Source organism: Clostridium sp. AM29-11AC (genome assembly GCF_003480545.1).
Lineage (GTDB): Bacteria > Bacillota > Clostridia > Lachnospirales > Lachnospiraceae > Otoolea > Otoolea saccharolyticum_A.
Genome location: NZ_QUJI01000017.1, coordinates 44,915 through 70,733, shown reverse-complemented (window position 1 = coordinate 70,733; position 25,819 = coordinate 44,915). Strand labels below are relative to the sequence as shown.

At 49.3% G+C, this 25,819-nt stretch carries 21 protein-coding genes and 4 pseudogenes; all 25 read right to left on the bottom strand.

Going from position 1 to position 25,819, the window contains the following annotated elements:
- Window positions 1-142: 142 nt before the first annotated feature.
- A pseudogene (locus DW757_RS18050) lies at window positions 143-3,418 on the bottom strand (SNF2-related protein); the annotation flags it as partial.
- Between the two features lie 1,133 nt (window positions 3,419-4,551).
- Complete coding sequence (locus DW757_RS12630) at window positions 4,552-4,902, bottom strand: TnpV protein (protein ID WP_050625193.1); 351 nt, start codon at window positions 4,900-4,902, stop codon at window positions 4,552-4,554.
- 843 nt (window positions 4,903-5,745) lie between these two features.
- Window positions 5,746-5,961 (bottom strand): transposon-transfer assisting family protein, encoded by a 216-nt coding sequence (locus tag DW757_RS12625; protein ID WP_050625194.1) that lies wholly within the window; start codon window positions 5,959-5,961, stop codon window positions 5,746-5,748.
- A complete protein-coding gene (locus DW757_RS12620; RefSeq protein ID WP_050625195.1) occupies window positions 5,958-6,536 on the bottom strand; it encodes a transposon-transfer assisting family protein in 579 nt (192 codons plus the stop codon). Before DW757_RS12620 ends, DW757_RS12625 begins: the two co-directional genes overlap by 4 nt.
- 1 nt (window position 6,537) lies before the next feature.
- Window positions 6,538-7,932 carry a YodL domain-containing protein gene (locus DW757_RS17425; RefSeq protein ID WP_182433303.1) on the bottom strand — a complete coding sequence of 465 codons (1,395 nt, stop codon included), beginning with the start codon at window positions 7,930-7,932 and terminating at the stop codon, window positions 6,538-6,540.
- On the bottom strand, window positions 7,929-10,004 hold the full coding sequence (locus DW757_RS12610; protein WP_050625196.1) for a DNA topoisomerase 3: 2,076 nt from the start codon (window positions 10,002-10,004) through the stop codon (window positions 7,929-7,931). The genes DW757_RS17425 and DW757_RS12610 overlap by 4 nt, the downstream gene beginning before the upstream one ends.
- A gap of 82 nt (window positions 10,005-10,086) precedes the next feature.
- Entirely contained in the window at window positions 10,087-10,545 is a 459-nt protein-coding gene (locus DW757_RS12605; RefSeq protein ID WP_118751858.1) for a hypothetical protein, read from the bottom strand.
- A gap of 131 nt (window positions 10,546-10,676) precedes the next feature.
- Entirely contained in the window at window positions 10,677-11,387 is a 711-nt protein-coding gene (locus tag DW757_RS12600; protein WP_050625197.1) for a DUF4366 domain-containing protein, read from the bottom strand.
- Window positions 11,377-11,631 carry a DUF4315 family protein gene (locus DW757_RS12595; protein ID WP_009259778.1) on the bottom strand — a complete coding sequence of 85 codons (255 nt, stop codon included), beginning with the start codon at window positions 11,629-11,631 and terminating at the stop codon, window positions 11,377-11,379. The genes DW757_RS12600 and DW757_RS12595 overlap by 11 nt, the downstream gene beginning before the upstream one ends.
- A 12-nt stretch (window positions 11,632-11,643) precedes the next feature.
- Window positions 11,644-13,542, bottom strand: a complete 1,899-nt coding sequence (locus DW757_RS12590; protein WP_050625198.1) for a C40 family peptidase — start codon at window positions 13,540-13,542, stop codon at window positions 11,644-11,646.
- Window positions 13,532-14,359, bottom strand: coding sequence for a DNA methyltransferase (locus DW757_RS12585; protein ID WP_050625199.1), 828 nt, complete (start codon window positions 14,357-14,359; stop codon window positions 13,532-13,534). Before DW757_RS12585 ends, DW757_RS12590 begins: the two co-directional genes overlap by 11 nt.
- A gap of 1 nt (window position 14,360) precedes the next feature.
- Complete coding sequence (locus tag DW757_RS12580; RefSeq protein ID WP_347559988.1) at window positions 14,361-16,751, bottom strand: DUF87 domain-containing protein; 2,391 nt, start codon at window positions 16,749-16,751, stop codon at window positions 14,361-14,363.
- Entirely contained in the window at window positions 16,693-17,151 is a 459-nt protein-coding gene (locus tag DW757_RS12575; protein WP_009259774.1) for a PrgI family protein, read from the bottom strand. Before DW757_RS12575 ends, DW757_RS12580 begins: the two co-directional genes overlap by 59 nt.
- A 17-nt stretch (window positions 17,152-17,168) precedes the next feature.
- Window positions 17,169-18,035 carry a VirB6/TrbL-like conjugal transfer protein, CD1112 family gene (locus DW757_RS12570; protein ID WP_050625200.1) on the bottom strand — a complete coding sequence of 289 codons (867 nt, stop codon included), beginning with the start codon at window positions 18,033-18,035 and terminating at the stop codon, window positions 17,169-17,171.
- A 69-nt stretch (window positions 18,036-18,104) separates the two neighbouring features.
- Window positions 18,105-18,203: pseudogene (locus DW757_RS12565) on the bottom strand (Maff2 family protein); the annotation flags it as partial.
- Window positions 18,204-18,581: 378 nt separating this feature from the next.
- Window positions 18,582-18,716, bottom strand: a pseudogene (locus DW757_RS12555) (Maff2 family protein); the annotation flags it as partial.
- A 300-nt stretch (window positions 18,717-19,016) separates the two neighbouring features.
- Complete coding sequence (locus DW757_RS12550; protein WP_050625201.1) at window positions 19,017-20,789, bottom strand: VirD4-like conjugal transfer protein, CD1115 family; 1,773 nt, start codon at window positions 20,787-20,789, stop codon at window positions 19,017-19,019.
- The gene (locus tag DW757_RS12545) at window positions 20,786-21,274 is read right to left on the bottom strand and encodes a PcfB family protein (RefSeq protein ID WP_050625202.1); all 489 of its coding nucleotides are present in this window, start codon (window positions 21,272-21,274) and stop codon (window positions 20,786-20,788) included. The genes DW757_RS12550 and DW757_RS12545 overlap by 4 nt, the downstream gene beginning before the upstream one ends.
- Window positions 21,275-21,354: 80 nt before the next feature.
- Window positions 21,355-21,666: a DUF5720 family protein gene (locus tag DW757_RS12540; RefSeq protein WP_050625203.1), complete on the bottom strand. Its 312-nt coding sequence runs from the start codon at window positions 21,664-21,666 to the stop codon at window positions 21,355-21,357.
- Complete coding sequence (locus DW757_RS12535) at window positions 21,659-22,219, bottom strand: MT-A70 family methyltransferase (protein ID WP_050625204.1); 561 nt, start codon at window positions 22,217-22,219, stop codon at window positions 21,659-21,661. Before DW757_RS12535 ends, DW757_RS12540 begins: the two co-directional genes overlap by 8 nt.
- The gene (locus tag DW757_RS12530) at window positions 22,216-22,704 is read right to left on the bottom strand and encodes a hypothetical protein (RefSeq protein ID WP_050625205.1); all 489 of its coding nucleotides are present in this window, start codon (window positions 22,702-22,704) and stop codon (window positions 22,216-22,218) included. Before DW757_RS12530 ends, DW757_RS12535 begins: the two co-directional genes overlap by 4 nt.
- 12 nt (window positions 22,705-22,716) lie before the next feature.
- The gene (locus DW757_RS12525) at window positions 22,717-23,589 is read right to left on the bottom strand and encodes a ParB/RepB/Spo0J family partition protein (protein ID WP_050625206.1); all 873 of its coding nucleotides are present in this window, start codon (window positions 23,587-23,589) and stop codon (window positions 22,717-22,719) included.
- A 42-nt stretch (window positions 23,590-23,631) separates the two neighbouring features.
- A complete protein-coding gene (locus tag DW757_RS12520; protein ID WP_050625207.1) occupies window positions 23,632-24,462 on the bottom strand; it encodes an ATP-binding protein in 831 nt (276 codons plus the stop codon).
- Window positions 24,459-25,163, bottom strand: coding sequence for a helix-turn-helix domain-containing protein (locus tag DW757_RS12515; protein ID WP_050625208.1), 705 nt, complete (start codon window positions 25,161-25,163; stop codon window positions 24,459-24,461). The genes DW757_RS12520 and DW757_RS12515 overlap by 4 nt, the downstream gene beginning before the upstream one ends.
- 333 nt (window positions 25,164-25,496) lie before the next feature.
- Window positions 25,497-25,787 (bottom strand): annotated as a pseudogene (locus DW757_RS12510) (recombinase family protein); the annotation flags it as partial.
- Between the last annotated feature and the right edge of the window lie 32 nt (window positions 25,788-25,819).

Here is a 25,819-nt window from a genome sequence, read left to right as displayed (position 1 = left end):
CTCTACCAATAGGAGAAAATAGGGATACAAAGCGGAACTGTTTTTCAAAGAATCAAAAAAATATTTTTTGAAATTCTGCAACCGACTTTGATAACCTATTTTCAATTTAGGAACGCATTATTTATCGTCCTACTAAAGTATAGCCCTCCGGAGCCAATTCAATCGCCGTAGTGCTTTCCCCGAAGGTGGACGCCCAGCAGTCAAAGTGGGTGAGTCCCTTTTGCTGTAAGGTGTTGTACTGGAGGTAGCGCATGACGGTGTACAATTCCGTCATACTGTTGGAGACGGGAGTGCCGCTGGCAAATACTACGCCGCGCCCGCCGGTAACTTCATCCAGATACCGGCACTTCATAAACATATCGCTGCTTCGCTGGGCTTCCGATGTGGATAATCCTGCCACATTTCGCATTTTTGTGTATAAGAACAGGTTTTTGTATGCCTGACTCTCATCCACAAACAGCCGGTCTACGCCAAGCTGCTCAAAGGTAATCACATCATCCTTCCGATCTGTGTTCAGCAGTTTATCCAATCTTGCCTGGAGAGACTTCCGGGTCTTCTCCATCTGCTTGATGGTAAAATTCTCGCCCCGGCTTCGCTTCAGCTCGTCCAGCGCTTCGGTTACATCATCAATCTGTTCCTGTAAGAGCCGTTCCTGCCGCTCCGCAGAGATGGGAATTTTCTCGAACTGACTGTGACCGATAATGATCGCATCATAATCCCCAGAAGCAATACGAGCACAGAATTTCTTCCGTTTTGCTGTTTCAAAATCTTTTTTCGTTGTCACCAGAAGTTTCGCGCTGGGGTAAAGCCGCAGGAATTCATTCGCCCACTGCTGAGTCAGGTGGTTGGGAACCACAAACATCGACTTCTGGCACAGTCCCAGCCGTTTGCTTTCCATTGCAGAAGCAGCCATTTCAAAGGTTTTCCCGGCTCCTACCTCATGTGCCAACAGTGTATTGCCGCCATACAGCACATGAGCGATGGCATTCCGCTGATGAGGCCGCAGCTTAATGTCCGGGTTCATGCCGACAAAATGAATGTGGCTGCCGTCATATTCGCGGGGACGGGTGCTGTTGAACAGTTCATTATACTTTGCCACCAGTGTTTCTCTGCGTTTCGGGTCACGCCAGATCCAGTCCCGGAAAGCGTCCTTGATTGCCTGCTGTTTCTGTTGAGCGAGGGTCGTTTCCTTTTTGTTGAGGACACGCTTTTTATTGCCCTCTGCATCTTCAATGGTATCGTAAATCCGGGCGTCTTTCAGATTCAGAGTATCCTCCAGAATCTTATAGGCGTTCGCCCGATCTGTGCCATACGTCACATAGGCTGCCACATCATGCCGCCCGGTACTGCTTTTACCGGAAATCTGCCATTCTGCCGTAATCGTAGAAAACTTCACTTCAATGGCACGGCGGAGATAGAAGGGTGTCTCAAAAGTTTCCTCCATAAACTGCTGGATATACTTTGGATCAATCCAAGTAGCGCCCAGGCGTACCTCAATTTCCGAGGCTTCCAAATCTTTGGGCTGAGCTTTTTCCAGCGCAGCCACATTAACCGTGTACTGCGGATCGGTTTGTGCTGCAAGCCGTGCAATCCGCAGCTTATCGTGCACATTACCGGACAGATATTCATCCGCAGTCTGCCAGCCAAGTTCCGGCGCTTCCGGTGCCATGGGATCACGGAAAATCACGCCAGTCAACTCGCCGGTGACGGCCTCGAAATCATCCGCTTTCCCCAGCAGTTCTGCCATAAACGGAATGTCTACCTTGCCACGTTCTCCGATGGAAACCGCCAGTGCTTCGCTGGGCGTATCCACATGGGTCACATGACGTTCCGGACGAATGGTGCGTTTGGTGAAAATATCGGCTTTGCTTTCCAGATTTCCATCTTCATCAATATTCTCCAGCGAGCAGAGCAGATAGTAGGAAGAATCCTCTGAAAATGCCTTCTCGTTGCCACGGCTGTTAATCAACCCATACTTTTGGGTAAAGGCATCGTAGGCGGTATTTAGTTCCTGCTGTTTGGCCTCGATAGCTTCCTGTGGATAGTCTTCCAGCTGGTACTCAATCAGGTCATTGACGATCTGACGCAGTTCCACCATGCCTTTGACCCGGCCTTTTACGGTATCGTTTAAGTCAACCGGCGACATAATGGAATTTTCCCTGAAATACACTTCGCCGTCTACCACCGTGTAGGAAAAGTTTTTTACCGTCGGGTCTGCAGGCAGTACAGAGGCATTATCCTCCAGTTCCGGATTTTCCCGCTCCTGAGCCACGTATTCTCCATGGATATGGGAAATCGCGTCTTTCAGCTGTTCGCTTAAATCAGCGCCGTCAATGGGCAGCACCGTACATTCCTCTTTGCCATACTGAGTGCTTTCGGTGGAAAGCCGTCCCAGCACCATCTCCGGATGCTCCACAAAGTAGCTGTTTAAGGTCAGCCCGTTCTCGTTGCGTCCAAGGTGAATCCAGTCCGCATCCAGGTCGATGGGGTGTTCCCGCTTTTGCAGGAACAGAATATCCGATACCACATCCGTACCGGCATTGGCACGGAATGCATTGTTCGGCAGACGGATCGCCCCTAAAAGTTCCGCCCGCTGTGCCAGGTATTTGCGCACCTCCGGGCTTTTGGCATCCATAGTATAACGGCTGGTCACAAAAGCAACCACACCTCCCGGACGCACCTGATCCAACGCTTTGGCAAAGAAATAGTTGTGAATGGAAAATCCCAGCTTATTGTAAGGTTTATCATTGACCTTATAATCGCCAAAGGGGACATTGCCAACCGCCAAATCATAAAAATCACGACGGTCAGTGGTTTCAAATCCGGCAACAGTGATCTCTGCATTGGGATACAGCTTTTTTGCAATACGCCCGGAAATGCTGTCCAGCTCCACACCGTAAAGACGGCTCTGCTGCATACTCTCCGGCAGAAGACCGAAGAAGTTTCCTACGCCCATGGACGGCTCCAGAATATTTCCCTGGCGGAAGCCCATCTGCTCCACGGCATCGTAAATCGCGTGGATCACCGTGGGGCTGGTGTAATGTGCGTTCAAGGTAGAAGCCCTGGCAGCCGCATATTCCTCCGGTGTCAGAACAGTTTTCAGCTCCAGGTATTCCGTTGCCCAGTTACCTTTGTGCTCATCAAAAGCATCTGCAAGGCCGCCCCAGCCGACATACCCGGAAAGGATTTTCTGCTCATCCGGCGTAGCCGGGCGGTTTTCTTCCTCACATTTTTTCAGAAGCTGGATTGCCATGATGTTGGCGCGGAATTTCTGCTTCGGCCCGCCTTCACCCAGGTGTTCATCGGTAATGCGGAAGTTTGCAGCAATAGGCTCTGGCTCCGGACGTTCCGCCTCGTTTACGCGCAGCCGTTCCACCACAATATCATAAGGCAGTTCGTTTTGTTCGGCAGGATAAATGGTTTCCAGCTCCGTTGTCAGTTCCGGTAATTCTGGTGTATCTGATTCTTTTTCTTCTTGCACAAACAGGCTAGCGTTTCGCTCATCCTGACGGAGAAGTTCTTCAAACTGACTGCGCCCCATAACCTTGTTACTCCAGGAATATGGGCCGGTATCAATCCGCACAGTGGTGTCGCCAACGTAACCAAGAGTGCCGCTGATAGGCTGATCAGGCGCAGGCAGGAAGACAGAATCGCCTACCTGGTAGGACGGCTGTCCCTCAAGTACCGTCTGCTTTTGCCGGTAACCTTCCGGGTTCTGATAAAAGCCTTCCTGCTCATGGATATACAGTCCGCGAAGAATGGGAGCTATGTCGCCCCAGCTGCCGCCCAGCGCAGCCAGCCTGCGTTCTTCACTGTCCAGAATCTCCACTTCGATACCAGTGGTGTAGGTGCGAAAATCTGCCGTGTCCCCGGTAGTCAGCTCCATCGTTTCCGCCCGGTTTGTAAACAGTTCTGAAAGCCGCTGTGCAATCCGGGTATTGCCTTCCCCATCCCGCAGCCAGCCAGAAATATACTCTTTATCCTGCGCAGAGAGCAGACCAGAAGCCAGCACTTCCAGCAAATCCTGATCGACATTTGACGGATTGGGGGCAAGATACTCCGTTACAGCGCCGTTGCGGCTGTCCTGCCGAAGCAGTCCCTCGAACCGTTCCCGGCTTTCTGCACGGAATACAGGGTAAGTCACCCCATTAGGAAGGAGCTGCACCGTGTCTTCCCGCAGTTCGGTAATCCGATATACCTGATTATCCAGGTAAACGGTATCTCCCATGTGATACGGCAGCGAAGCGGGATCGTATGCCGGTTCTTCCGGAATGGCCTGTTTGATTGCTTTATATTCTTCTTCCGACACCGTGATGTCTACCACATGAGTGGCATTGCCGGTTCCGATGGTAATATCATCACCACGGCGGGTAATCGGGTACTGGCTCAGGTCAGGAACTTCCTGTTGTTCCGCTGTTTCTTCGGAGGCGGCGTTTTCTGCGTCCTTTTTGTTATCCTGATTTTCAGGCACAGAAAAAGGACCGGGCGATGGTTCGCTCGATCCTTTCGTGGACTGTTTAGCGGTGGGGGCTTCTTCTGGAAAAGTAAAACTTAGCTGTTGATAAGCTCCGTCAAAATCACTTCCTCGGCCTGGGCTTTCAGTGCGTTCATGTGCTGTACCCACGCCATCGCGTTCTGCTTCTTGTCCGGAGCCGGATCTTTCTCCAGAAGCTGGTTCATTATCAGCTCCAACCTCTGGTTTGCCGTCTCCTCGATCTCCAACAGGTGCGGATATAGCGTCCCGTTCAGCAGGAACTGATTGTACAGAAGCGGGCGGTTCTCCTTCAGATATGCCCGGCGCATCCGTCCATATTTGCCCAGGGGCTTCTCCGGCTGCTCGTCCAGTTTCAGGTTCGGAATCAGGTAATCCCCGTTCCTCGTGTAGGTTAAGGTGTTCTTCATCCCATTTTCTCCTTTCCTCAATGGCTTCCCGCTCCGCAGTCCGGATGGTGTCCCCGATCTGCAGGAGAATCTGCCTGCTGCATTGGCTGACGGCGGAACCCAGTGCCATAACTGCCGGAATGGTGTTGAAGTCGAAGATCGGCATGAAGTCCTCATGCCCCATATATTCCGCTGGATTCAAACCGCACCGGCTGAGTACCGTATAAGTGATGCTGGCGGTGGCTGCTGTCTTAAACTGGATTCCGATGTTGTAATTATCGTACCCTTCTAAGAAGGAATCGTCAACGATGTAGAAGAAGTCCTTCTGGTTATCTGCCCAATACTCGTCTGCCAGAGTTCGGGCGGCCGCCGCAATCTGTTCGCCCAGGTCAGCGCCGCCAACGCCGTAGTTTCGTTCCAGCATAGCCATAATGGGAACGATATGCTGATCCTCCATTGTCCACAGCCAAGGCGTTCGCGAATTTTCCCTTGTTCCCGTATCTGCCACATCAAATACATAGCGCAGACGCAGTTTGTCACCGCGCTCATCTAAAAGGGCAATCCCTTTTGACCCGCGCCGGACGTAGCGGTTCATCTTGTCATTCCATAAATCGTATTCTGCGCAGGCGGTGGCATCCGGCCTTTGTGCGTAAATCATCATCTGATCCATGAACGGATACTTATACAGCCGGGAAGCCGTGGCAAGAAACTTCGCCCATTCCTGCCAGCTGGCTGTCAGTCCTTCCAGAGTTTCTTTTGCAACCGCCGAATAAAAATCTGCTTTACTCCACATATTGGCCTCCTTCCTTACAGCAGAAAAGAGCCGGGACAGTGATTTCCATCCCGGCAGTATTTAACTCCTTGTCAGTCCATAAAATCGGGGTACAAATCCAGTGCTGAAAATTCCTGATCGTTCATCTGTCGCAGCTTTTCCAGCACACAGTCGGTCAGTGAAAGCAACTCTGTTTCGTCAGCCTGCAGATAGCCCCGCATATCCGTCAGATTTTCGATCAGTTCTAGACGAGTGCCGGAATTATACAGGCACATCAAATTCATTTCTTCGGAAGTAAAAGTCTTCATCGTTCCAAGCTCCTTTTTCTTTTTCTCGTATTTGGTCTTTTCTGCACCGCCTTCTGCCTCTGACGGATTGATTCCAGATTTCTTTCTTTATAAGTAGCCCGGATATCAGCCATCAGCCGAATACATTCCCGATCCGGGATTCTGGCAAGTTTTTCACAGGTGCCGGAAACGAGCTGCCGAAGCTGGTGATTTTTCACTATCTTTAAGATCTGCTCCAGATCTTCCAGCAAGTTACTTTTCGTATTCAAGGCGTACTGAAAAATGAGTTTCTGTTCGTCTCCGGAAAACTGGTGGAGATAAGCGCTCATCTGCCGAAAACCGGTAATGGCACCGTTTTCATTCCGTACAGGCTCATATCGTTCCTGAGATTTGAGATACTCTCCATTCACATAGTCCCCTCCCACATAGAAGCCGTTTTCGTCTTTTTCGCTTTCCAACAGAACAGTTCCATTGGAAAGCAGATAGCCTGACACTATGCATTTTGTGGATATCCCCATAAGAACACCTTCCTGCCGGACACTAAGAATAGTTCCCAGCACTTCCTCCAATGTCATTTGATAGCGGTCATTCCCCATATCATCGCTCCTGTTCCGTGTATTTGACCGTGGATTTCTTTCTGACCTCACAGTGTGGCTGGTTTTTCAGCTGCTCCACCACAGAAGGCTTCTCAGCTTTATCCTTTGTCGCTTTCTCCTTACGATCTTTTGCGCCATTATTAACAACGCCGTCGATCATACCGTAATCATCTTCAAGCTGCATTTCCGCATTTTTCAGATAATTCTCAGGGATAAGTCCAGGAAGTTCCTGAAAGCAGGCACTATCACAGTAATAACAGGATACCGCGCCATTTTCACGGATGGCAACAATGTCGCTGACCGAAAGGCTGTGTCCCTTAAAATCTTCCGGGCGAGCCAGATTAAATTTCTCGAAGACGCTTTCCAGAAAGGCGGAGCGGTTCGTGTGAATCGGTAACGGTGCGATATATACCACTTCATAATGGTCAATATTCACTTCCATACCCATCCGTTCCAGCATCTTCAAAGAAGAAAAGCGCTCCATGCGTGTTTCCTCAATGTCGCGCAGTTGCAAAATCGCATAGTTGTCCCCGGCGCTGTCCAGAAAGGCTTCCAGTCTGCTGTTATTTCCCGTATTACCGTTTACTTCATCCCACTTTTCAATTTTATCCTGTGACATAAACTCCCTCCTCTGAAATTCTTCCCGGTCATAATCGATCAGTTCTCGATTTCGGCTGCTAAGCCTGCATTGATCCATCGCCTGATCACGGGCTTCCAGAATCGAAGTTTCCAGTCCGTCTACTTCTCCGGCAGCTACCGGCTGAAATCCCTGATCGTATAAATGGTACGACCAGCCTGATTGACTGCGTTCCACTGTCAGATAGTTTTGACTCCCCAGCTGCCACACGGCAGTATCCCGGTCAAGCTCCGGTTCCGGGCGGCAGGTCCCGCCGCCGCGCTCCAGAAGCTCTGCAAACTGGCAAATATGGTAGACGTTGTTTCCAACCTGGGTATGGTAATCGTCAATGTAGCAGCATTTGGCTGCATAATGCCGATCCGGGTAATCCACCTGAATTGTCCCTCCGTCCGGAATACGGAATAGTTCCTTGTACCGGCTGTCGATAAAACGAATGTCGTGGGAGGGAAGACAGGCTGGTTCCTGAAGGCTTCGGCGTCGAATCTCTGACCGGGGATACGGAAGCAGGGATAGCAGAGATACTTTCGCCACTTCCTGACTTTCCAGTCCGATCTCTTCACAGGCCGCTACCCGTGCAGCTACCAGCGAGGAGGCAATTCGACTCTCCAGTAGATCTTCCCATGCCAGCATTCCAGAGTAATTTTCTTTCTTATCGCTTCGATGGAACGCTTCATACTGAAAGCCGCTTTCCGTTTCCTTGAGGTGGAGAAAAAACTGGCGGTCTACCAGATAAACTGCTTCTAACTTTTCCGCACTCATTTCCCGCCACCTCCGCTTTCAAATTCCAGCTGAAATTTCGGGCGTCCATCTGCTTCGGTGATCAGCAGAACAGAAGCATTGTAGGTTTTTCCGGTTTTCTGGCTTTTGCAGTCTTTCACACGGATTCTTCCGTCCCGCACCAGACGTTCCGCCATCTGAGCAGTGAGGCGTTTGCCAATTTTCTTGAAGTAGGCGTTGTCTTTCCAGAGAATGAAGCGGCATTCCCGATTGGAGCAAAACCATCCCTTCTGACGTTCTATGACTTCAGCCCCACAGTGAGGGCAGGTTCCGATTACAGTTGTACCAGGCATAAGCACTTTGGCTCCTTTCACAATCTCATAGTTATTGACCAGTTCCATAATCATGCCGGAAATCTCATCCATGAAAGTTTCCGGCACATATTCGCCGTGTTCCACCTCCGACAGCTTTTCCTCCCAGTCTGCTGTCATAGCAGGGGACTGGAGCTGCTCTGGCGTTACGGTAATTAAGGCTTTCCCTTTTTCTGTGGGTATCAGCGTCTTTACCTTACCGCTGCCTTTGCGCTCCAAAAAGCCTTTCAGAACCAGTTTTTCGATGATGGCGGCACGGGTGGCAGGAGTGCCAATTCCTTTCCGTTCCGCATCCTCTGGAAAGTCATCAGCGCTGGCTGCTTCCATTGCCTGTAAGAGCAGGTCTTCGGTGAAATGCTTTGGCGGAGAAGTTTTTCCCTCTTTTATTTCTGTTTTCTCAATGGGAAGTGTTTCTCCCTCTACTAATGGCGGAAGCATTTTTGCAGCTTTTTCCTCTTTCGGAAGAAGCTGACGTTCCATCGCCTTCCATCCATCATCCAGAATTTCTTTCCCTTTGGCAGAAAAGACAGTACCGGCGCAGCTTAATTCCACGGCAGTTTCCGCATACCGATGCGGCTCGCTTACAGCGGCAAGAAGTCTTGCTACGATCATCCGCAGGACAGACTGTTCACCGGCAGGCAGAGCCGCAAGGTCAGCTTTCGCCATACTTGCTGTGGGGAGTAGGGCATGGTGGTCGGTAACTTTTTTCCCGTTGATTACTGCGCTTGCATGAACCACAGCGGGCGACTGTACACCAAAGGCCAGAGCACTGTTTTCTGCCAGTCCTGGAAGCGATGCTGCCATATCCTCGGTCAGATACCGGCTGTCCGTGCGGGGATATGTCACCAGTTTCTTTTCATAAAGGCTCTGCGTATAGTCCAGCGTCTGTTGTGCCGTAAAGCCGAAGAGACGGTTGGCTTCCCGCTGTAGTGTTGTCAGGTCATAGAGGGCTGGTGGCTTTTCCGATTTCTCCCTGCGCTCCACCTTTCTGACAGTTGCCATTCCCGCTTCCAGACAGGCTTTGCGGCACGATTCTGCATCTGTTTTTCCTTTAAATCGATCGCTGGAAACAGCAAAATCATTTACTGTAATCTGTACCGTATAAAACGGTTCCGGCATAAAAGCGGAGATGGCTGCTTCCCGCAGTACTACCATGCCGAGCGTGGGAGTCATTACGCGCCCTACATTGAGGGTCACACCATACAGGCAGGAAAAAAGCCGGGTAGCGTTGATTCCGACAATCCAGTCGGCACGCTCCCGGCAGAGGGCAGCTTCATATAAAGCATCGTATTCTGTCCCCGGTTTCAGATTGGCAAAGCCCTCCCGGATCGCAGTGTCTTCCATAGAAGAAATCCAAAGGCGTTCAAAGGGCTTTTTGCATCCGCACTGATGATAGACCAGACGGAAGATCAATTCACCTTCGCGCCCCGCATCAGTTGCACAGACCAGACTCTCCACATCCGGGCGTAACATCAGCTTCTTTAAAATGGAGAACTGTTTTTTCGTTGCCGCCGTCACCTGGTATTTCCAGGAATGGGGCAGAATCGGCAAGTCTTCCTTTCGCCATTTGGCATAGCGTTCTTCATAGCTTTCCGGCTGCGCCAGTTCTACCAAATGGCCGACGCACCAGCTGACAATATAGCCGCCGCCTTCCAGAAAGCCATCGCCACGCTTTGTTGCTCTCAGCACTTTTGAGATACTCTGAGCGACTGAGGGCTTTTCACAAACCACGAGTTTGAGCATGAGCAATCAACTCCTTTCGATTTTTGGCATGAAAAAAGCAGCCTGTACCGGAGTACATGACTGCCTATGTTTACTTCAACTCTTATTCTTCATCAGGTGGCACATGATCCCATTGTGTATCTGCCGCCCACCACTGTTTATTGTAGTATTGATAATCCTCATATCCGTTATCTACATCAGCATAATTATGAGTATGTATTTCCCCATCTCTTCGATCTCTATAAGAAACACGATATGAGTATGGCTTCCCATCTTTCTCCCAATTATTGGTGTTCGGATTCCAATATTTTTCGCCCGGTTCATGCTTAATGACTTCGGGTGAATAATCATCTTCCGTACTATCTGATGTATCCTGCTCCTCTGATGTATCAGAGGTCAATAGGACTTTGGCAATGTATGCGGCTATTGCTGCCGCACTGACAGCGATCCACTTTCCATTTTTTCGGAACCATTTTTGCCGTTTATCCTTTTTGCATTCTTTACAAATGTCTTTTTTATAATCATTTGGTAAAGGCTTCCCACAAATTGTACACTGCTTCAAAAAATCTGCCCCCTTAATATCTATAGCTGATTTATTTATTATATCATCCGTAACGGCATATCGCAATTTGTATGTTCAAGGCAACTCGAAAGCTGCCTCGTTTGGGAAAGTAGGGTTACGCCGGTTTAATCCTATGCATCGTCTTCTCCAGACTCAGAGTCAATTTCTTCGCTGTCAGTCACATCATCCTCATCCGGCAGTTCAAAATCATCATCCTCGTCTTCGGTATAATCCGCGTCCGGATCAGGCTTTGTCTGTTCCGCCTGCTTCTTTTTCTTCATCTGGAGAAACAGAAATCCACCGCCACTGGCCAGCACTGCCGCAAACAGCACAACAATCGGAAGCATATTCGTGGATTTTTCTTCTGGTTCCTCTACCGGTTCCGGCTCAGGTTCCGGTGCAGCTGTCTCAGGAGTTTCCGGTTCTGTTTCAACTTCTAGGCTTTCCTGATATTGTGCTGCCGCATCCTCATCCATCAGGCTGAGAAGATCGGCTTCATCCACCTGATTGAGGAAGTGGACGGTTTGTTCTCCTTCATCGTCACGGTCAATAATCAGGTAAAAATAATTGCCGTTCTTGCTCACCAATGTGATAAACTGCTTTCCAGCCCCTGCTACACTGCCGTTATCGTCCACAATCGTCAGATTGCCATCCGGCGTCAAGGCTTCCATGGGTTCCTCTGTCGGCTCCGGCTCAGGAGTTTCCTCCGGTACTGATTCTTCCTGAACCGGCTGCGATTCTGCCGCAGCGCTTTCGTCCACATAAGCGTAGGCGTTTACCGAAAATACCCCCATACAAAGGGTCATAGCCAAAAGCAGCGCGAAAAACTTTTTAATCTTCATCTGTGGCATCCTCCTTTACCACCTGATTCACTGCTTCCGGAGAGGGAAGGGACTGTGCGGTCTGGCGCAGCAGCTGCCCCAACTGTTCCGGAGTCAGGTTAAACGCATGAACCAGGTCATGAATCTCCGTGTTTTCCTGTTCCCGATACCGTTTATCCAGTTCTTTATAGCGGGCGTCCCATTCATCCCGCCTGCGAAGAGCTTTATCCCGTTCTTCGCCGATTCGATCCAATTTTGCACTCATTCACATACCTCCTCAACGAATGCGTCCATACGCATAAAAATGAGATTGCCAGTAACTTGTTTCTATCGAAGCATAAGAGATCGGATTTCCGCAGTGGATCATCATCCCGCCGCCCACATAAATTCCCACATGGCTGGCACCGGCAGTATCATACGTCCCCTGGAAGAAAATCAGATCGCCGGGCTGTGCTTCACTGGCGGGAATAATATCGCAGGAACTCATAAGGCCGTTTGCCGTGGTTCTGCCCACATTCCAGCCATTGCCGCAGTTGTTGATTACCCAGCAGACAAAACCAGAACAGTCAAAGCTGGTACTGGGTGAACTTCCGCCCCAAACATAAGGAAATCCAAGATACTTTTCCGCCTCGTGGATCATATTGGCGAATTTTTCATCGGTCAGAGCTTCTCCCGGAATATCGTAGTCTGTATAAGGACCGGTAGGCGTGGCATAAATATCATCCTCAAACAGATAGGGACGGTTGCCCTGGGTCTGCAGCAGGATGTTATATCGTTCCTGCTGATCCTCCGTCAGTCCTGACGCAGCGATTGCCGTCCCCAGCCCATTGTTTCTAAGGGTGACATTGAGAATATAGTAGTTGTATTCTACATCAACCTCATATTCTTCTTCCGAGGTTTCTCCAGTTTCCGGATCAGTCACTGTATGGGTGCGTGTCTCCGTGCGTGTACGCACCTCCACTTCTTCCTCAAGTGTGAGCGTATACTGCCGGTCAAACAGTGCCTGTAAGGTTTCCTGAACTTCCGCTCTGGTATAATCCTCAAACAGAACCGTCAGGTAGGCAGTCAGCTCATAAGGATTGTGGTTGATCTCATCCAGCTGATACCGGTATTCATCATAACCGGGATGCGTGGATTCGATATTGTCGATCTCATTTTTCAGTGCGGCTTCCAGTGCCTTATAGTCCTCATTGGTTCCGGTAATGTCTTCATCCGTAGCAGTGAAGGAAGTACCCAACAAAGAGCCAGTACCGCCCTGCAGCATGGCAGAACAGGAGGAAAACGCCCCGGAAACCATCAGAAAAAGCAAAGCAAATACCAGAATAATAATCATGGCATGGGTATGCTGGACGGCAAATTCTTTGAGCCGTTCCAGCAGTGTTTTTGCTCCCTGAGCAGTTTTTTCGGTGCCTTTTGCTGCGCCGCCTGCAGTCTTAGACCCGGCAGCAGCCCCCTGAGCAGCTTTTGCTGTATAATATTGCTTTTTAATTTCCTGACGCTGCTTCCAACGGGAAATAGGATTGGATGCAATTTCCGGTTTATCCGTTACAGCCTGCTGATAAAGGGCTTCTACATTTGCCTTGTCTGCTTTCCGGTCAAGCCGGGCGGCTTTCTGGTATGCTTTCAACTTATGACCGTACCGGACATTACTGACAGTCTGTGCAGCGCCTTCCGCAAATTCTTCGCTCTGATGCGCCGCCTGTACACCCACGTTGTCATCCTCGTTTTCCGCAATTTCATGGTGTACACGGCCAGCAAGCGTACCAGTTACCGCATGGGAAGCGGTGCGGCTGATACGGCTGCCGGGAGACACTACATCCACTGCTGAATCGTCGAAGCGTAAATGCTCATTTACATCTGCTGTGCCAATTTTCTGCTTGCCGCCCTTTTTGCCCGCCGGTTTCTTTCGATCTGGTACTGCTTTCTTACTTGCCTGACCAGATGTCTTTTGAGAAACATCCGCATCTTTGGAATTATCCTTTTTGCCAAAGCGCAACTGTTCCTTGCGGTCAGCCGCCTTATCTTTCTCATGCTTCAGTTTATTCTTTGTGGGCAGCCGGGCTTTTGCGGCATCCGCCTTATCCGCAGCCCGTTCCGCTTTCTTTGCCGCATGGGCAACCGGCTTATTCGCCAGTTCCTCTTCTTCAAACCGCAGGCGTGTGGTTCTATTCTTCATCCGACCGCATCCCCTTTCTGACCTCCCGAATCCGATCTTGCGCGATTTTCCAATATTCCTCTGAGATTTCCGTTCCAGTAAATTTTCGTCCAGATTGAATCGCGGCCAACGCTGTACTTCCCGTTCCCATAAATCCATCGAATACCAAATCATCCGGATTACTGGATATTTGAATCAACCACTGCAGACAGACTTCGTTTTTTACCGTTGGATGAAAGATTCCATTCTTTTTCTGCCACATGGAATGGTGTGTGGCCTTCGGGTATTCTGAGCCAAACCAGCAGTCCGAAAACCGTGTTTTATACCGTTTGCTGGGCTGGCGTCCCTTGTGAAACATAGTGCCTTCTTTATTCCGGTTTTCCAGAAGCGTAGTTGAGTTGAAAATTCTCCGCCCTTTTTGACAGAAAATCACCCATTCTGCGCTGCTTGCATAGCTTCCTTTCAGATCGCCAATCCCTCCAAGCGTTCCTTTTTCAATCACCAGGCAATTTTTGATGGTAAAGCCAGCTTCCTTCAGGCATTGAAAATGGCAAGGATAGCAGTCAAAACGGGTAAAAAAATACGCATGGCTGTTCATGCGTAAAATGCGGTAGCTCTCTCTGGCAAATGCAGAATAATCAATCCCATCATCACCCGGAAGCATGGCGTGCGGAATCTTTGCAAACTGATTGCTGTAATGGATACCATAAGGGGGATCGGTCAAAATCAGGGAAACTGACTCGTCCGGAATCCTTTTCATAAAAGTCAGACAGTCCTCACAAAAAATTCTGTTTTCGTAGTCCCTGGGGAAAATCCTATCTTCATTTTTGAACAGCATCTCACGCCTCCCGTTCCATAACCTCCGACAGCTTCGATGTCATGATGCTGTACAGCTCCAAATCTGTCGGGAAGCGGTCAACGAAGGGCAGGATCACGTTTCCATAGAACAGAAGACCTTCGCCCTCGCCGGAATGGGTTACATAGGAAAGCTGGTGGGGACTGATATTCAGCTGGTTCGCCAGAATCTGCCGGTCACCGGCGGCCTGGTTGAGCATGATAATAAAGTCAGAATTTTCAAAGATATTCTCCACTTCGCGGCTAGAGAGCAAGTCTTTGACATTCTGCGTAATTCCTGTCGGAATCCCGCCCCATTTCCGAAAACGCTTCCAGATTTCTACGGAATAGGAAGCGGTCTGTTCTTCTTTCAAAAGAAGATGGAACTCATCCATATAGTAGCGAGTGGTTTTACCCTGTCCGCGGTTCTTTGTCACCCGTCCCCAAACCTGATCCTGGACAATCAACATCCCAATTTTTTTCAGCTGCTTGCCAAGCTCTTTGATGTCATAGCAGACGAACCGGTTTTCAATATCCACGTTCGTCCGGTGATTGAACAGGTTCAGAGAACCTTTGACGTAAATTTCCAGTGCCGTTGCCACATGGTGGGCTTCCTTTTCGTCCTGCGCCAAAAGCATGTTGTAGAGATCCTCCAACAATGGCATATTCTCCGGCAACGGGTTCTCAAAATAGGGCTGATAAATCTGGTGAACACAGCGGTCAATGACTGTCTTTTCCACCGGCTGCAGCCCTTCCTTGCCGCCCACGACCAGTTCGCAGAGTGACAGGATAAAATCTGCTTTCAGCGCAATGGGATTATCTTCCTCACTATAATTGCTGTTGATGTCCATGGGGTTGATATACTGGGTGCTGGCAGGGCTGATTTTAATGACCTGACCGCCCATGCGCGTCACAAGAGGTGTGTACTCGCTTTCAGGATCACACACGATGATATCATCATCCGTAGCAAGAAAAGCATTGGTGATCTCACGCTTTGCCGAAAAACTCTTTCCGGAACCAGGTGTGCCGAGAATCAGACCGTTGGGCGTTTTCAATTTTTTCCGGTCAACCATAATCAGATTGTTGGAAAGCGCGTTCAGACCATAATACAGCGCCTCCGGGCTGTTCTGAAACAGCTCCTGGGTGGTAAACGGGATAAAGATAGCCGTGGAACTGGTGGTCAGCGCACGCTGAATCTCAATCAGGTTCTGTGCCAGCGGGAGACTGCTCATAAGCCCCTGTTCCTGCTGGAAATCCAGGCGGCACAGATTACAGTTGTGCTTCTGTGCAATACTGGATGCCTGGAACACATTGGTTTCCAACTCCTGCAGCGTTTTTCCGGTATTCATCACCAGAAAAGTAATCAGGAACATTCGCTCATTCTGGCTCTGCAATTCCTTCAAAAGCGCCTTTGCGTCTTTCCCGTAGGTAGCTAGGTCGGAGGGGATGATGTCGATGTCATACCCCGAACGGACCGCCTTCTTCTGTTCCTCGATCTTGCTGCGATCCAGTTCTGTAATCGTGCGCTTAATGGTCTTAATGGCTTTGTTCTGGTCTACAGACTGGATGTGCATTGTTACAATCTCGCTGGATTCCATATCCAGAAAATCTTTCAACAGCTGGTCGCTAAGGTCAGAGGCAGTAATGGAGAGAAAGCTCATAGCCCCATACAACGATCCCATCTGGAACGTCTTTCCACCGGGGAAAGAAAAGCTGCTGGGCGCAATAAAATCCTTTACCGATAATCCCGATGCAGGAAGCCATTTCCAGTCGAAATAGAACTTGTCATGGTCGCCCATGTGGAACATGGAGTGCATCAGGTGCAGCCGTTCCTTACCATTTAATGTCCGGGCAGAAACGCCCAGGCGTCGGAAGTTGTTGAGCAGGTCTGTCTGAACGTGCTCCAGTCGGGGCTTTGCCTGCTTCATGGATTCTGCTTCAATACCGAAGGTCAGATATTTGGTTTTGGTCAGACCGTTGTTGCCACGTTCCAACTGCTGGCGGAGCATCTGGCTGTATTCCTGGCGTACATCATCGAAGCCATCCTGCCGGGGCTGAATCTGAATCCGGCGTTCAAAGCTCTCCATATCAGTAGCCATATTCATAAAGGACAACTCGAAGTGGATGGAGCTGTCAAAGAAATTCAGGAAGCCGCACCATTCCTCAAAAATGGAAGTTTTGTCCTCCTGCTGAGCCAGCTGATAGTTGATGTCCTGAAACTGAATGGTTTTCGTGTAATAGCGGTCACTGACCCGACAGATGCCGTCCGGGAACATCCTCTGAAATGGGATGGACTGCTGTGCCGTGCGGGGAATGCCATCATCCCGCTTCGCCTTTTCAATGACAGAGTGAATCTGCTTTTTCTCCCGCTTTGTCAGAGTGTCCGGCAGAGCCATTCCGCTGGGTTCTGTCTGTTTTTTTCTGTTTTTCAGAGCAAACAATACGCTGTACCTCCTGTTCTGCCCACGCCTGCCGCATCAGCACCGCATAGTAATTGTTGGTCTGATAGGGACGGACTTTCGGGCGAATAAATTTTGCTTCAATAAACTGCTTTGCAATGACTTCCAGCGGCTGGCCGTGTTTCTCATACATCCCCAGAAAGAACATGGGGAGCATGATAATCATCATGCCGATGGCGGCAAGCGACACATTGCCGGACTGCTTTAACAGGAAGAAAGCCGGAACGCCCACCAGCGCACCGGCTCCAAAGCAGAGAAGCTGTCGTTTTGTCAGATTGAATAATACTTTTGATTTCACCCGTGTAAGGTCACGGGGAACCGAGATATAAGCTGCCAATTTGAATCCCTCCTAGTCTAGTGAGCGGAAAACACTCCCTTAGCGAGAGCGCCGGTCTTAAATAAGGTAAAGCATAACAGTACCGTGTAGCCGACTACGCCCCAGATTGAGGCAATCACGTCATCGCTGAAAGAGATTCCCTGAATCAGTACCGCATAAATTCCGACACAGATCAGAATCAGAAATCCCTGAAAACCAAGCGCCAGAAGTGAGCGCAGGTAATTCTGTCCCACCTGACTTTGCTCCCGATTTCCGAATGTGGCAAATGGAATCGGCGCAAGGCTCACGGCCAAATAAATTTCTATCATCCGGCCATACACGATAATGAAGATAATGATACTCAGCGCCCACATGGTGACATTGAGCAGGAACGACTGGAGGAACAGACCAATCAACGGGCCAATGTCCATCTCCATCAGGGTTTCTTCCAGAGTTTCCAAAGCCGCTCCATCAATGGCTGTGGTATCTGAAATCAATCCGCCTGCGCCGTTAATCACGTTCTGGCAGACATCAAACACCGCCATGGTGATATTAAAGCAGTTGGTGATCAGCATAACTGCTACAAAGGTCTTGAAAACCCACTTGAAGAAAATCCAGGTTTCAAAATTGGCAAGGTTATTGTGATCGATAATCATCTGGATCAGTTCGTAACAGGCGATAATCGTAAGAATAATGCCTGCAATCGGGATAATGACAGATTCCGACACATTCTGAATCATAGAGAAGACCCCCGGCGAGAAATTCGCCGGGGATGTTCCCACCTGCGTCGCAACATCGCCAACCTGCTGGTTGACTGCATCAAACATCCCGGACAGATGATCCATAATCCCACCGACCAGCACTTCTTTCAGCCATTCGGTAATCGATTCCCAGATAAAATCCATCCGGCTGCGACCTCCTTTCTGCCCGCCCCGCATTATGCGGGACGGAGCGAGGATTTACAGGGTTTCCGATTAACCAAACAGACCGGACAGGAGCGGAACGAGAGTGATGCCGATCAGGGCAACACCGCCGCCCGCCATAAGCTGTTTCATCCGTTTTGTTCACGCCGGTGCGCGATTCCAGCGCGGTTCCACCTTTTATCAGGCGAACACCCCATGTTTTCACATGGGCGCAGACTATATCTTCACCCGCTGATTGCGGGGCAGACCTCTTCGGGCCGCTTGACCCTACTCCTGCAAAGGATAGTCGTTGAACGTCCCTCTGTTCGAGGTTTCGCTGCTGATTGCCCATTCTTACCGGCGTTTAGGTTCGCACCTTGCGCGATCCATGTGTTTCTTTCTGCTTTCGCAGCCATCACATTGGAGCCTGTTTCATCTCTGTGTTGTGGCACACATGGCTTTAGGGGTTCCCAGCAATTCAGTCTGTCATCGTGTGGACTTTCACCACACGCTTCACGGCAATTACTTGTCCGTGGAGGGCATTCATTACCCCTGAGATTTGGCACCGGGATTGTCGTTGCCGTAACCCTCCAGAAGGTTAATCGCGCCCCAAATACCAAGGCCAGCGCCGAGGGCAACAACGAGGGTCTGGAGAACGGTAATCGCTTCATTAAAGAAATCCATACAAAATACCTGTGACCGAAGCATATCGGGAAATTGTCTGTAATAGGAATCCGCACAGCAAAGCCAGAAAGCAAAAGCCGCTGGCATTTTTCCTTCCAACGGCTCCCGGCTTCGGTCTTTCCTTTCTTAATTTGATATTGTGATTTCTGCATTCTGTTTTTGCAGGCGGAGAGAATGCCTGAATATGAACCGCACATTAGAACCAGATAAATTACTCTGCTTACCGCAGTCGGTCTGTTCTTTGCGCAATCAGGGATTCATGGCATAAATAAAAAGCCTGCCATTCCAGACAGACTTACGTTACAAAGCGTCAGCATCCACGACCGTAAAGACATCGTTCTTTTTCAATTTCATTTTCCTGTTCAGGAATTTCTCAATGTCGAAGGTGTTGCGCTTATCGAAATCGGACGTGTATTTGTAGTTTGGGTGCTGGGTCAGATCATACTTATCCGACAAAAATGGCCGGACACCGCGCAGCTGAAGGATGCACTTGCCGCCGTCCAATACGGCAAGCTCATCGATGGAAGCGAGATCATGACCGGTCTTTTGATAATTTGTGCCGTATGACGGGCTGTTGCCTCTGGTATCAGAAGTGTTGAACATATCAATCGTTTCCTTACCTAGGGCGGCATTTAGTTCTTTCAGTGTTGTCGGCTCAGAGCCACCCAGGAAAATCTGCGAATCCATATTGCCGACAATCGTATCCGCATTGTCCTTGTAAATGGCTTTCAGCTGGCTTTTTGCCTGCAGCACCAGACAGGCAGAGATTTCCCGGCTTCGGATGGTTGCTACCAGCTTCTCCAAATTGGGAATTTGCCCGATATTGGCTGCTTCGTCAATCAGACAACGCACATGAACCGGGAGCCGACCTCCATACACATCATCCGCTTTTTCACAAAGCAGGTTAAACAACTGCGTGTACACCATAGAGATTAGAAAATTGAAGGTGCTGTCCGTATCACTCATGATTAAGAACAACGCCGTTTTCCGATCTCCAAGGGTATCCAGCTGCAGCTCATCGTAGGCAGTGATTTCCCGCAATTCCTGAATGTCGAATGGAGCCAATCTGGCACCGCAGGAAATCAGGATCGACTTTGCGGTTTTGCCAGCGGCTAATTTATAGAGTCGGTATTGGCGAACCGCAAAGGAATCCGGCTTCTTTCGTTCCAGTGCCTCAAACATCAAATCCACCGGATTCTGAAATTCTTCATCATCCTCCCGGACCTCCATCGCATTCAGAAATGTCAGCAGCGTAGCAAAATTCTGTTCTTCTACCGGAGCCTCGTAATGGATATAGGCGATCAACGCTGTATAGAGCAGCTTCTCCGATTTTTCCCAGAACTCGTCACCGCTTTTTCCGTCACCCTTCGTATTTGCCATCAAAGTTGTCACCAGTTTCAAAATATCCTTCTCGCTATGCACATAGGCGAATGGATTGTACCGCATGGACTTTTTGAAGTTGATGGTGTTAAAAATCTTGATCCGATACCCGTGCTTTAACAATGCATTTCCGCATTCGCAGACAATCTGGCCCTTTGGATCGGTGACTACAAAGGAAGTCGGATACTCTTTGGAGTTACACTGTAGGAGATTGGGCTTAATCCAGAATCTGGTCTTACCGGAACCGGAACCACCTACAATTAAGACGTTCTTATTGCGGGCATTCTTCGGATTATCAGGCCGGTTCGACAGCATCAGGCGTTCCGTTTTTGTCAGGATAATATTGTCCTCAAACTTCGGAGCCATGAACGGTTCAATGTCTTTGGCTGTTCCCCATCGCGCCGACCCGTACTCCATATTGTGGCGATACTTCTTAGCATTTTTTCCTTTCAGATAAACTGCCAGCCGGACACATCCTCCGGCAAACAGCCCGACCAGAAAATCGGAAGGGTAGAAGCTGGGCATCGGATTGGCAAAAGCCTGACCGACTGTGGAGAAGAACGCCAACAATTTTGCGGAAATATCCGTTCCTTCTGCCAGACGCCATGCTTCTCCCAGATTGGTAGCAAGCAATCCAAGAATCAGATACGGGATATTCAGAATTACCAGGCGTTTGATTTCTTTCTTACTCATAAATCACGCTCCTGTTTCTTCTGCCGTACCTTCGCGGGCATGGAAGCCACCAACTGCTTCAGTTTGTTCAGCTGCTTGAGTACACTCGGTTTCTTTTGCTTTTGCAGCAGAGACGCAGAGTATTCCTTAAACGCAGCCGTCATGGCGTCTCCGTCCCTGGCTTTGAAAAATACCAGATACCGGGGCGGCGCCTGGGACGGATCTTTCGTAATGGCATAATCAATGCCATACTTGTCCAGAAACCTCTTAAAGCCTTTGATGTCCGTTTTCTCAATCTCAATATTGGTGGCACCCTGATTTTGCCCTAACAGCTGATCAATGGTCTGCTCACCTACAGGCTTTTCGTTTTCAGCAGCCAGCTTATTTGCTTTTACATTGCGTCGATGCTGCATATATTTCCGAAACGCCGCAAGCAGCGCCCGACCACTCAGCTTTGTTGTGCTGATCGCCAGATTCAGTGTCCTGTTTTCTACTTCCTCCTGCAATAGACCACCTCCTTAACCCGAACACGGAATCGGGGAAAATGAAAGATGCCGGATCAGGTAGAAAAACTACCGTTCCGGCATCAACGAATCTGTTCTTTTTTATCGTAATGCAGGTGTCCCTGCACTACACGGGCATGGCTTAAAATCTTGATGTGACCTTTTTCCTGATTTTCGAGGGATTTTCGATACCCTTCATCCGTTAAAAACAAACGGGTTCGCTCACCTTGCCATCCAACAGGAGAATCTTTTGTCAGAACATCAAAGATAATCATATGGCGGGTATCGTCAGCAAAGCGCTCCAGTGCCATATACTCATGTCCGTGATACTCCTTTGCGCCAGCTTTCAGACGCATTTCCTCCATCAGTTCACCAATGGTTTTTCCGTTACTCATGTGCATCTCCTTCCGATTGCGTCAGCGTAATGCTGCAATCCACCTCATTTCCCCAGACATCCCAGCCGGGAGACGTTTCCCTTGCGAATAACTCAATGCGCGGTACATCGCCCACCAGCGAAATTGCCAGATCACGAACAATATCCGGCTTTTTGCTGTGCCGCTCTCTGGGACTGATAATCAGCTGAGAAATACCGGCGCATTGACGTTTTGGTTTCCCTCTGACTGCCAGCAAACATATCTCAGCATTACTGCGTGTCCACCAGCCAAGGCCGAGAAAAAAGCCGTTTCCGGATGGATTTGTCTTTACCCATACAAAGCCGACTGTCTTGTACTGGAAGCCCCACGCTTCAATCAGCCGAAGGGCTTCCGGGAGCTTTGGAAAGGTTGCCCACAGAAGCAATACACAATTATCTGCCGCAATTTCTGCAACGGGAAGCTGATATAGTTCCTCATCTGACATTGTAGCGTAATGATTGATTGCGGCTCCCTGTACCTTGCCGCTGCGGTAACGCCAGGGCGGATCGACATAAATCAGCTCATATTTCTTCATACCTCACCATTCAGCAGAAGCGCCGGAAAGTCCTGCCCGTCGGCACAAAGAATTACCGTGCGGTGAGCGACCATGCGCTGTACATCGTAAATGTCCTCTGCAGTCACAGAAACGTCCTCACCGTCACCGTCCACATCATAGAAGATAGCAGGGCCGACCAGATATTTCCGACCATCCAGCACCAGAACCTGCCGTTCATCATAGCTCATAAGCAAATCACAGTCCGGAGCCTGAATCACGGAATCGTCTGTGCCGAAACATTTCAGCACATCAAAACATTCGGTGACGTCCTTCACCTGGATACCTTTCCCTGGAAGCGCAGCAACCATCAGAATGTAATCGCTGTCTGTTGAACTGCTGTGCAGATCGGTGGCTTTCAGGCAGTGCCGGATTCCATCCAACATTTCTCCGATACCTGCCACCAGCAAGTCCACATCTACGTCCGCAGCATTGGCTTTACAATTCATTTCATTTTTGTTAAGCATATTTGTTCTCCTTTACCTTGACTGATCCCGCTGTCTCTTTTTCTGCCATTGTTCCAACAGCCGGATAATCGTATCTTGCATTTGCTTTGGAGTATAAGAGCGTGGAAAATACTTGCGGAGTACATCATTCTTGAGCGTGACCGTATCCAATTCGCTCTTTTTCTCTTCATTCATAATCGTGTTCATAGCTTCCTGGGTACATATACCTGCCTGACTGAGCTTTTTAATCCGCTGTGCCTGAGACAGCGATGGAGTGGACTGTCCGTAATCCATAGCTTCCAGGAAACCTTGCTGTTCCTCTTTTTTCAGAAAAGATAATTCCACCGCCGGGTTGAATGCAATTTCTTTACGATCCACCATATCCAGAAGCTCCGGGATCAGATTGGTCAAATTGATAAATCGCTGAACCTGACGGGCGCTTTCACCGGTTTGCTCAGCAATAATCTCTCTGGACTCTTTTCCCTGAAAATCCCGGCCAACTTGGCCGGAATTTTCCTTAGACGGTCTTCCAGCCCTTCTAGCCATCGCATCCATCTTCATTTTGTAGGCAAAAGCACGCTCACTGGGGAGAAGCGTTTCCCTTTGAAGATTGGAGTCCACCATGGCAATGGTTGCGGTATCATCATCCATCTGCCGGACAATCACTGGCATGGTTTCAAGTCCGGCAAGTTCCGAAGCCCTCATACGCCTATGACCTGCCACTAATTCATATCCGCCCTCCGGACGGGGGCGGGCAAGTGCTGGAGCCAACACGCCAAATTGTGCCACGCTTTCTACTGTGCGTTGCATGGCTTCATCATCCACCACCCGGAAAGGGTGATTTTTGAACGGGTGTAATTCAGAGAGCGGAATCTCCTGAATCCGTTCAGACTTTTTTACAGGCATTCATAAAACCCTCTCTTTCCCGGCTGTACAGCCGTTTTTCTATTATGAGAACAGCACCTCTTTGACCAGTTCCTGCTTTGATTTTCCAATCGTAGTTCGCCGGTCATGCCCCGGAACGTGTACCGGCGTACACATCTCCAGTACCCGGCTGTAAATTCTGGCGTGTGCCACATCTTCAGGATTACGGAGCTGGCTGATCGTCAGGTTTGTTGTGATAATCAATGGAAGCCCTGTCTTATAGCGTTCATCAATAACAGCGTAAACCTGTTCCAACGCATACTCGGTATTCCGCTCAATTCCAAGATCATCAATAATCAGCAGAGAGAAGCGGTTGAAAGAAGCAATATAGCGATACCGCTCATCCGAATACATGGCACCCATCTGGTTTAGGATTTTGGAAAAATTGGTCATCAGGACGGGAACACCTTTTTCCAACAATGCATTAGCAATACAAGCGGCCAGGAATGATTTTCCTGTTCCAACATCGCCCCAAAGCAAAAGGCCAAGGTTTTCCGCCTTGACTTTCTTCCAATTTTCCGTATACCGTTTCGCCATCTGGATGCTGGGAGTATCTGTCGCTGACGCAAATGTCCAATCCTGAAGATGTCTCTCCTGAATACCTGCCGCTTTCAGACGGCGAACGTAGAGCAGCTGTTCTTCCTCCTTCATGCGCTGTTCCTGCCGTTCCCGTTCTTCCTTCTGGCATTTACAGATACAGGGCATGAGCCGTTCTTTGCCCTCAAATGTGATCCGACATTGAACCGGCGTATGACATTTCCCACAATAGAGGAGTCCATCTTCGCCGAGATACTGCTGCGGCCCAGGTTCTTTCTGAACCTGAATACGATCCAGAAAATCGTACATTGTATTCATAAACTTTCTCCCTCCTTGTACCGGTAGTTATCATGGCTGTAGGCGGGCAGTTTGGACTGTTTGGAATCCCGTCTTGCCCAACTGCGGATGGTAGCTAAATGATTTTTATAGTGCCTTCCGCTGGAAGCCATATATTCCGACAATCGTTCAATGCGGCTCTGATAGTCTGCTGGAAACTCAGTTTGGAGTTTTTGCAATTCTTCGTCCGAAAGAAGTACATTCTGATACATTCCGTACCGATGACGAGAGGGTTGTGATACTGTTTTTGCCTTCTCATCCGTACTTAATTGTTCTTTACTTGATCCTTCTTTACTTCTTTGTGCGGGAGTTATCGTATCCGGCGGAACCGTATTCGGGCTTACCGTATCCGGCTTTTCCGTACACGGTGAATCCATACACGGCTGTACTCTCGGCTTTTCAAAAATCACATACTCTGTCTGTCCCAAGCGACCATTCGGTTGACGAAGCTGATGGCGTTCCAGATAGCCATGTGTTTCCAGCTCTTTCAGCGCGGTGAGAATACCGTCTACACCTTCCAAGGAGATTGCCGCAAGTCCTCTCACAGAGTAGTGCCATGTATCCGGCAGGCTGAGAAGCATGGAGAGAAGCCCCTTTGCTTTCAGACTCAGTGTCTGATCCCTCAGATGGTAGTTACACATGGTTGTGTAATTGGCGTTTTTCTCTACCCGGAAAACTGCCATCTCAACCACCTCCTTACGGCGCTGTACTCGTTAGCAACATATTTTTCACTTCACACAACCTCCTTGCATTGCTTACTTTTTGCTTCTGCCAGTAACGGCAGAAACAAAAAAAGAGCGGTTACCCGCCAGCCAGGATTTCTCCTGACGGCAGATAACCGCTCTATGTTCAATACTATTCTTTTCTGATCTGGCATTTCCTCCGTTACGCTGCCAGCGGCGCAGATTGCATTATATAATTAAAATTCTCTTTGTTTCGGGTCAAAAACAAATAGAACCAGCCACAAAGCCTTGATTTTCAAGGTCTTTCTGTGTTGGTTCTATTATTACACAGTCATCTTTCGTGATGACAAGGTTGATTTGCCTGCGCTCAATGGCTCTCAACATTCTCTGTAAATCAGGACGCTCCATATTAAGACCTGTGAAGCCATCGTCCTGATAGACTGCCACAACCTCCCATCCCTGCTTTTCGCAGTATTTTTCCAGCATATCACGCTGGTTTGCGATACTGGCACTTTCGCCTTGCAGGTCATCGTCCTTTGACAGCCTGCAATAGACCGCTGCACGATACCCTCCGGCAAGTGCCGAACCGATTGTTCTGTATTCCATTTCGTTCATCATAGCCATTTACCCACACAATCCAGACGGTATCTGGCTCT

What these genes read in the sequence shown, in the direction of transcription:
- DW757_RS12590 (WP_050625198.1), bottom strand. Translation starts at nt 13,542, where the DNA reads ATGAAGAATAGAACCACACGCCTGCGGTTTGAAGAAGAGGAACTGGCG.
- DW757_RS12620 (WP_050625195.1), bottom strand. Translation starts at nt 6,536, where the DNA reads ATGGGGAATGACCGCTATCAAATGACATTGGAGGAAGTGCTGGGAACT.
- DW757_RS12515 (WP_050625208.1), bottom strand. Translation starts at nt 25,163, where the DNA reads ATGGCAGTTTTCCGGGTAGAGAAAAACGCCAATTACACAACCATGTGT.
- DW757_RS12585 (WP_050625199.1), bottom strand. Translation starts at nt 14,359, where the DNA reads ATGCTGTTCAAAAATGAAGATAGGATTTTCCCCAGGGACTACGAAAAC.
- DW757_RS12600 (WP_050625197.1), bottom strand. Translation starts at nt 11,387, where the DNA reads ATGAAGATTAAAAAGTTTTTCGCGCTGCTTTTGGCTATGACCCTTTGT.
- DW757_RS12530 (WP_050625205.1), bottom strand. Translation starts at nt 22,704, where the DNA reads ATGCTTAACAAAAATGAAATGAATTGTAAAGCCAATGCTGCGGACGTA.
- DW757_RS17425 (WP_182433303.1), bottom strand. Translation starts at nt 7,932, where the DNA reads ATGAGTGCGGAAAAGTTAGAAGCAGTTTATCTGGTAGACCGCCAGTTT.
- DW757_RS12540 (WP_050625203.1), bottom strand. Translation starts at nt 21,666, where the DNA reads ATGAGTAACGGAAAAACCATTGGTGAACTGATGGAGGAAATGCGTCTG.
- DW757_RS12595 (WP_009259778.1), bottom strand. Translation starts at nt 11,631, where the DNA reads ATGAGTGCAAAATTGGATCGAATCGGCGAAGAACGGGATAAAGCTCTT.
- DW757_RS12535 (WP_050625204.1), bottom strand. Translation starts at nt 22,219, where the DNA reads ATGAAGAAATATGAGCTGATTTATGTCGATCCGCCCTGGCGTTACCGC.
- DW757_RS12525 (WP_050625206.1), bottom strand. Translation starts at nt 23,589, where the DNA reads ATGCCTGTAAAAAAGTCTGAACGGATTCAGGAGATTCCGCTCTCTGAA.
- DW757_RS12580 (WP_347559988.1), bottom strand. Translation starts at nt 16,751, where the DNA reads ATGGCTCTGCCGGACACTCTGACAAAGCGGGAGAAAAAGCAGATTCAC.
- DW757_RS12610 (WP_050625196.1), bottom strand. Translation starts at nt 10,004, where the DNA reads ATGCTCAAACTCGTGGTTTGTGAAAAGCCCTCAGTCGCTCAGAGTATC.
- DW757_RS12570 (WP_050625200.1), bottom strand. Translation starts at nt 18,035, where the DNA reads ATGGATTTTATCTGGGAATCGATTACCGAATGGCTGAAAGAAGTGCTG.
- DW757_RS12550 (WP_050625201.1), bottom strand. Translation starts at nt 20,789, where the DNA reads ATGAGTAAGAAAGAAATCAAACGCCTGGTAATTCTGAATATCCCGTAT.
- DW757_RS12625 (WP_050625194.1), bottom strand. Translation starts at nt 5,961, where the DNA reads ATGAAGACTTTTACTTCCGAAGAAATGAATTTGATGTGCCTGTATAAT.
- DW757_RS12630 (WP_050625193.1), bottom strand. Translation starts at nt 4,902, where the DNA reads ATGAAGAACACCTTAACCTACACGAGGAACGGGGATTACCTGATTCCG.
- DW757_RS12520 (WP_050625207.1), bottom strand. Translation starts at nt 24,462, where the DNA reads ATGAATACAATGTACGATTTTCTGGATCGTATTCAGGTTCAGAAAGAA.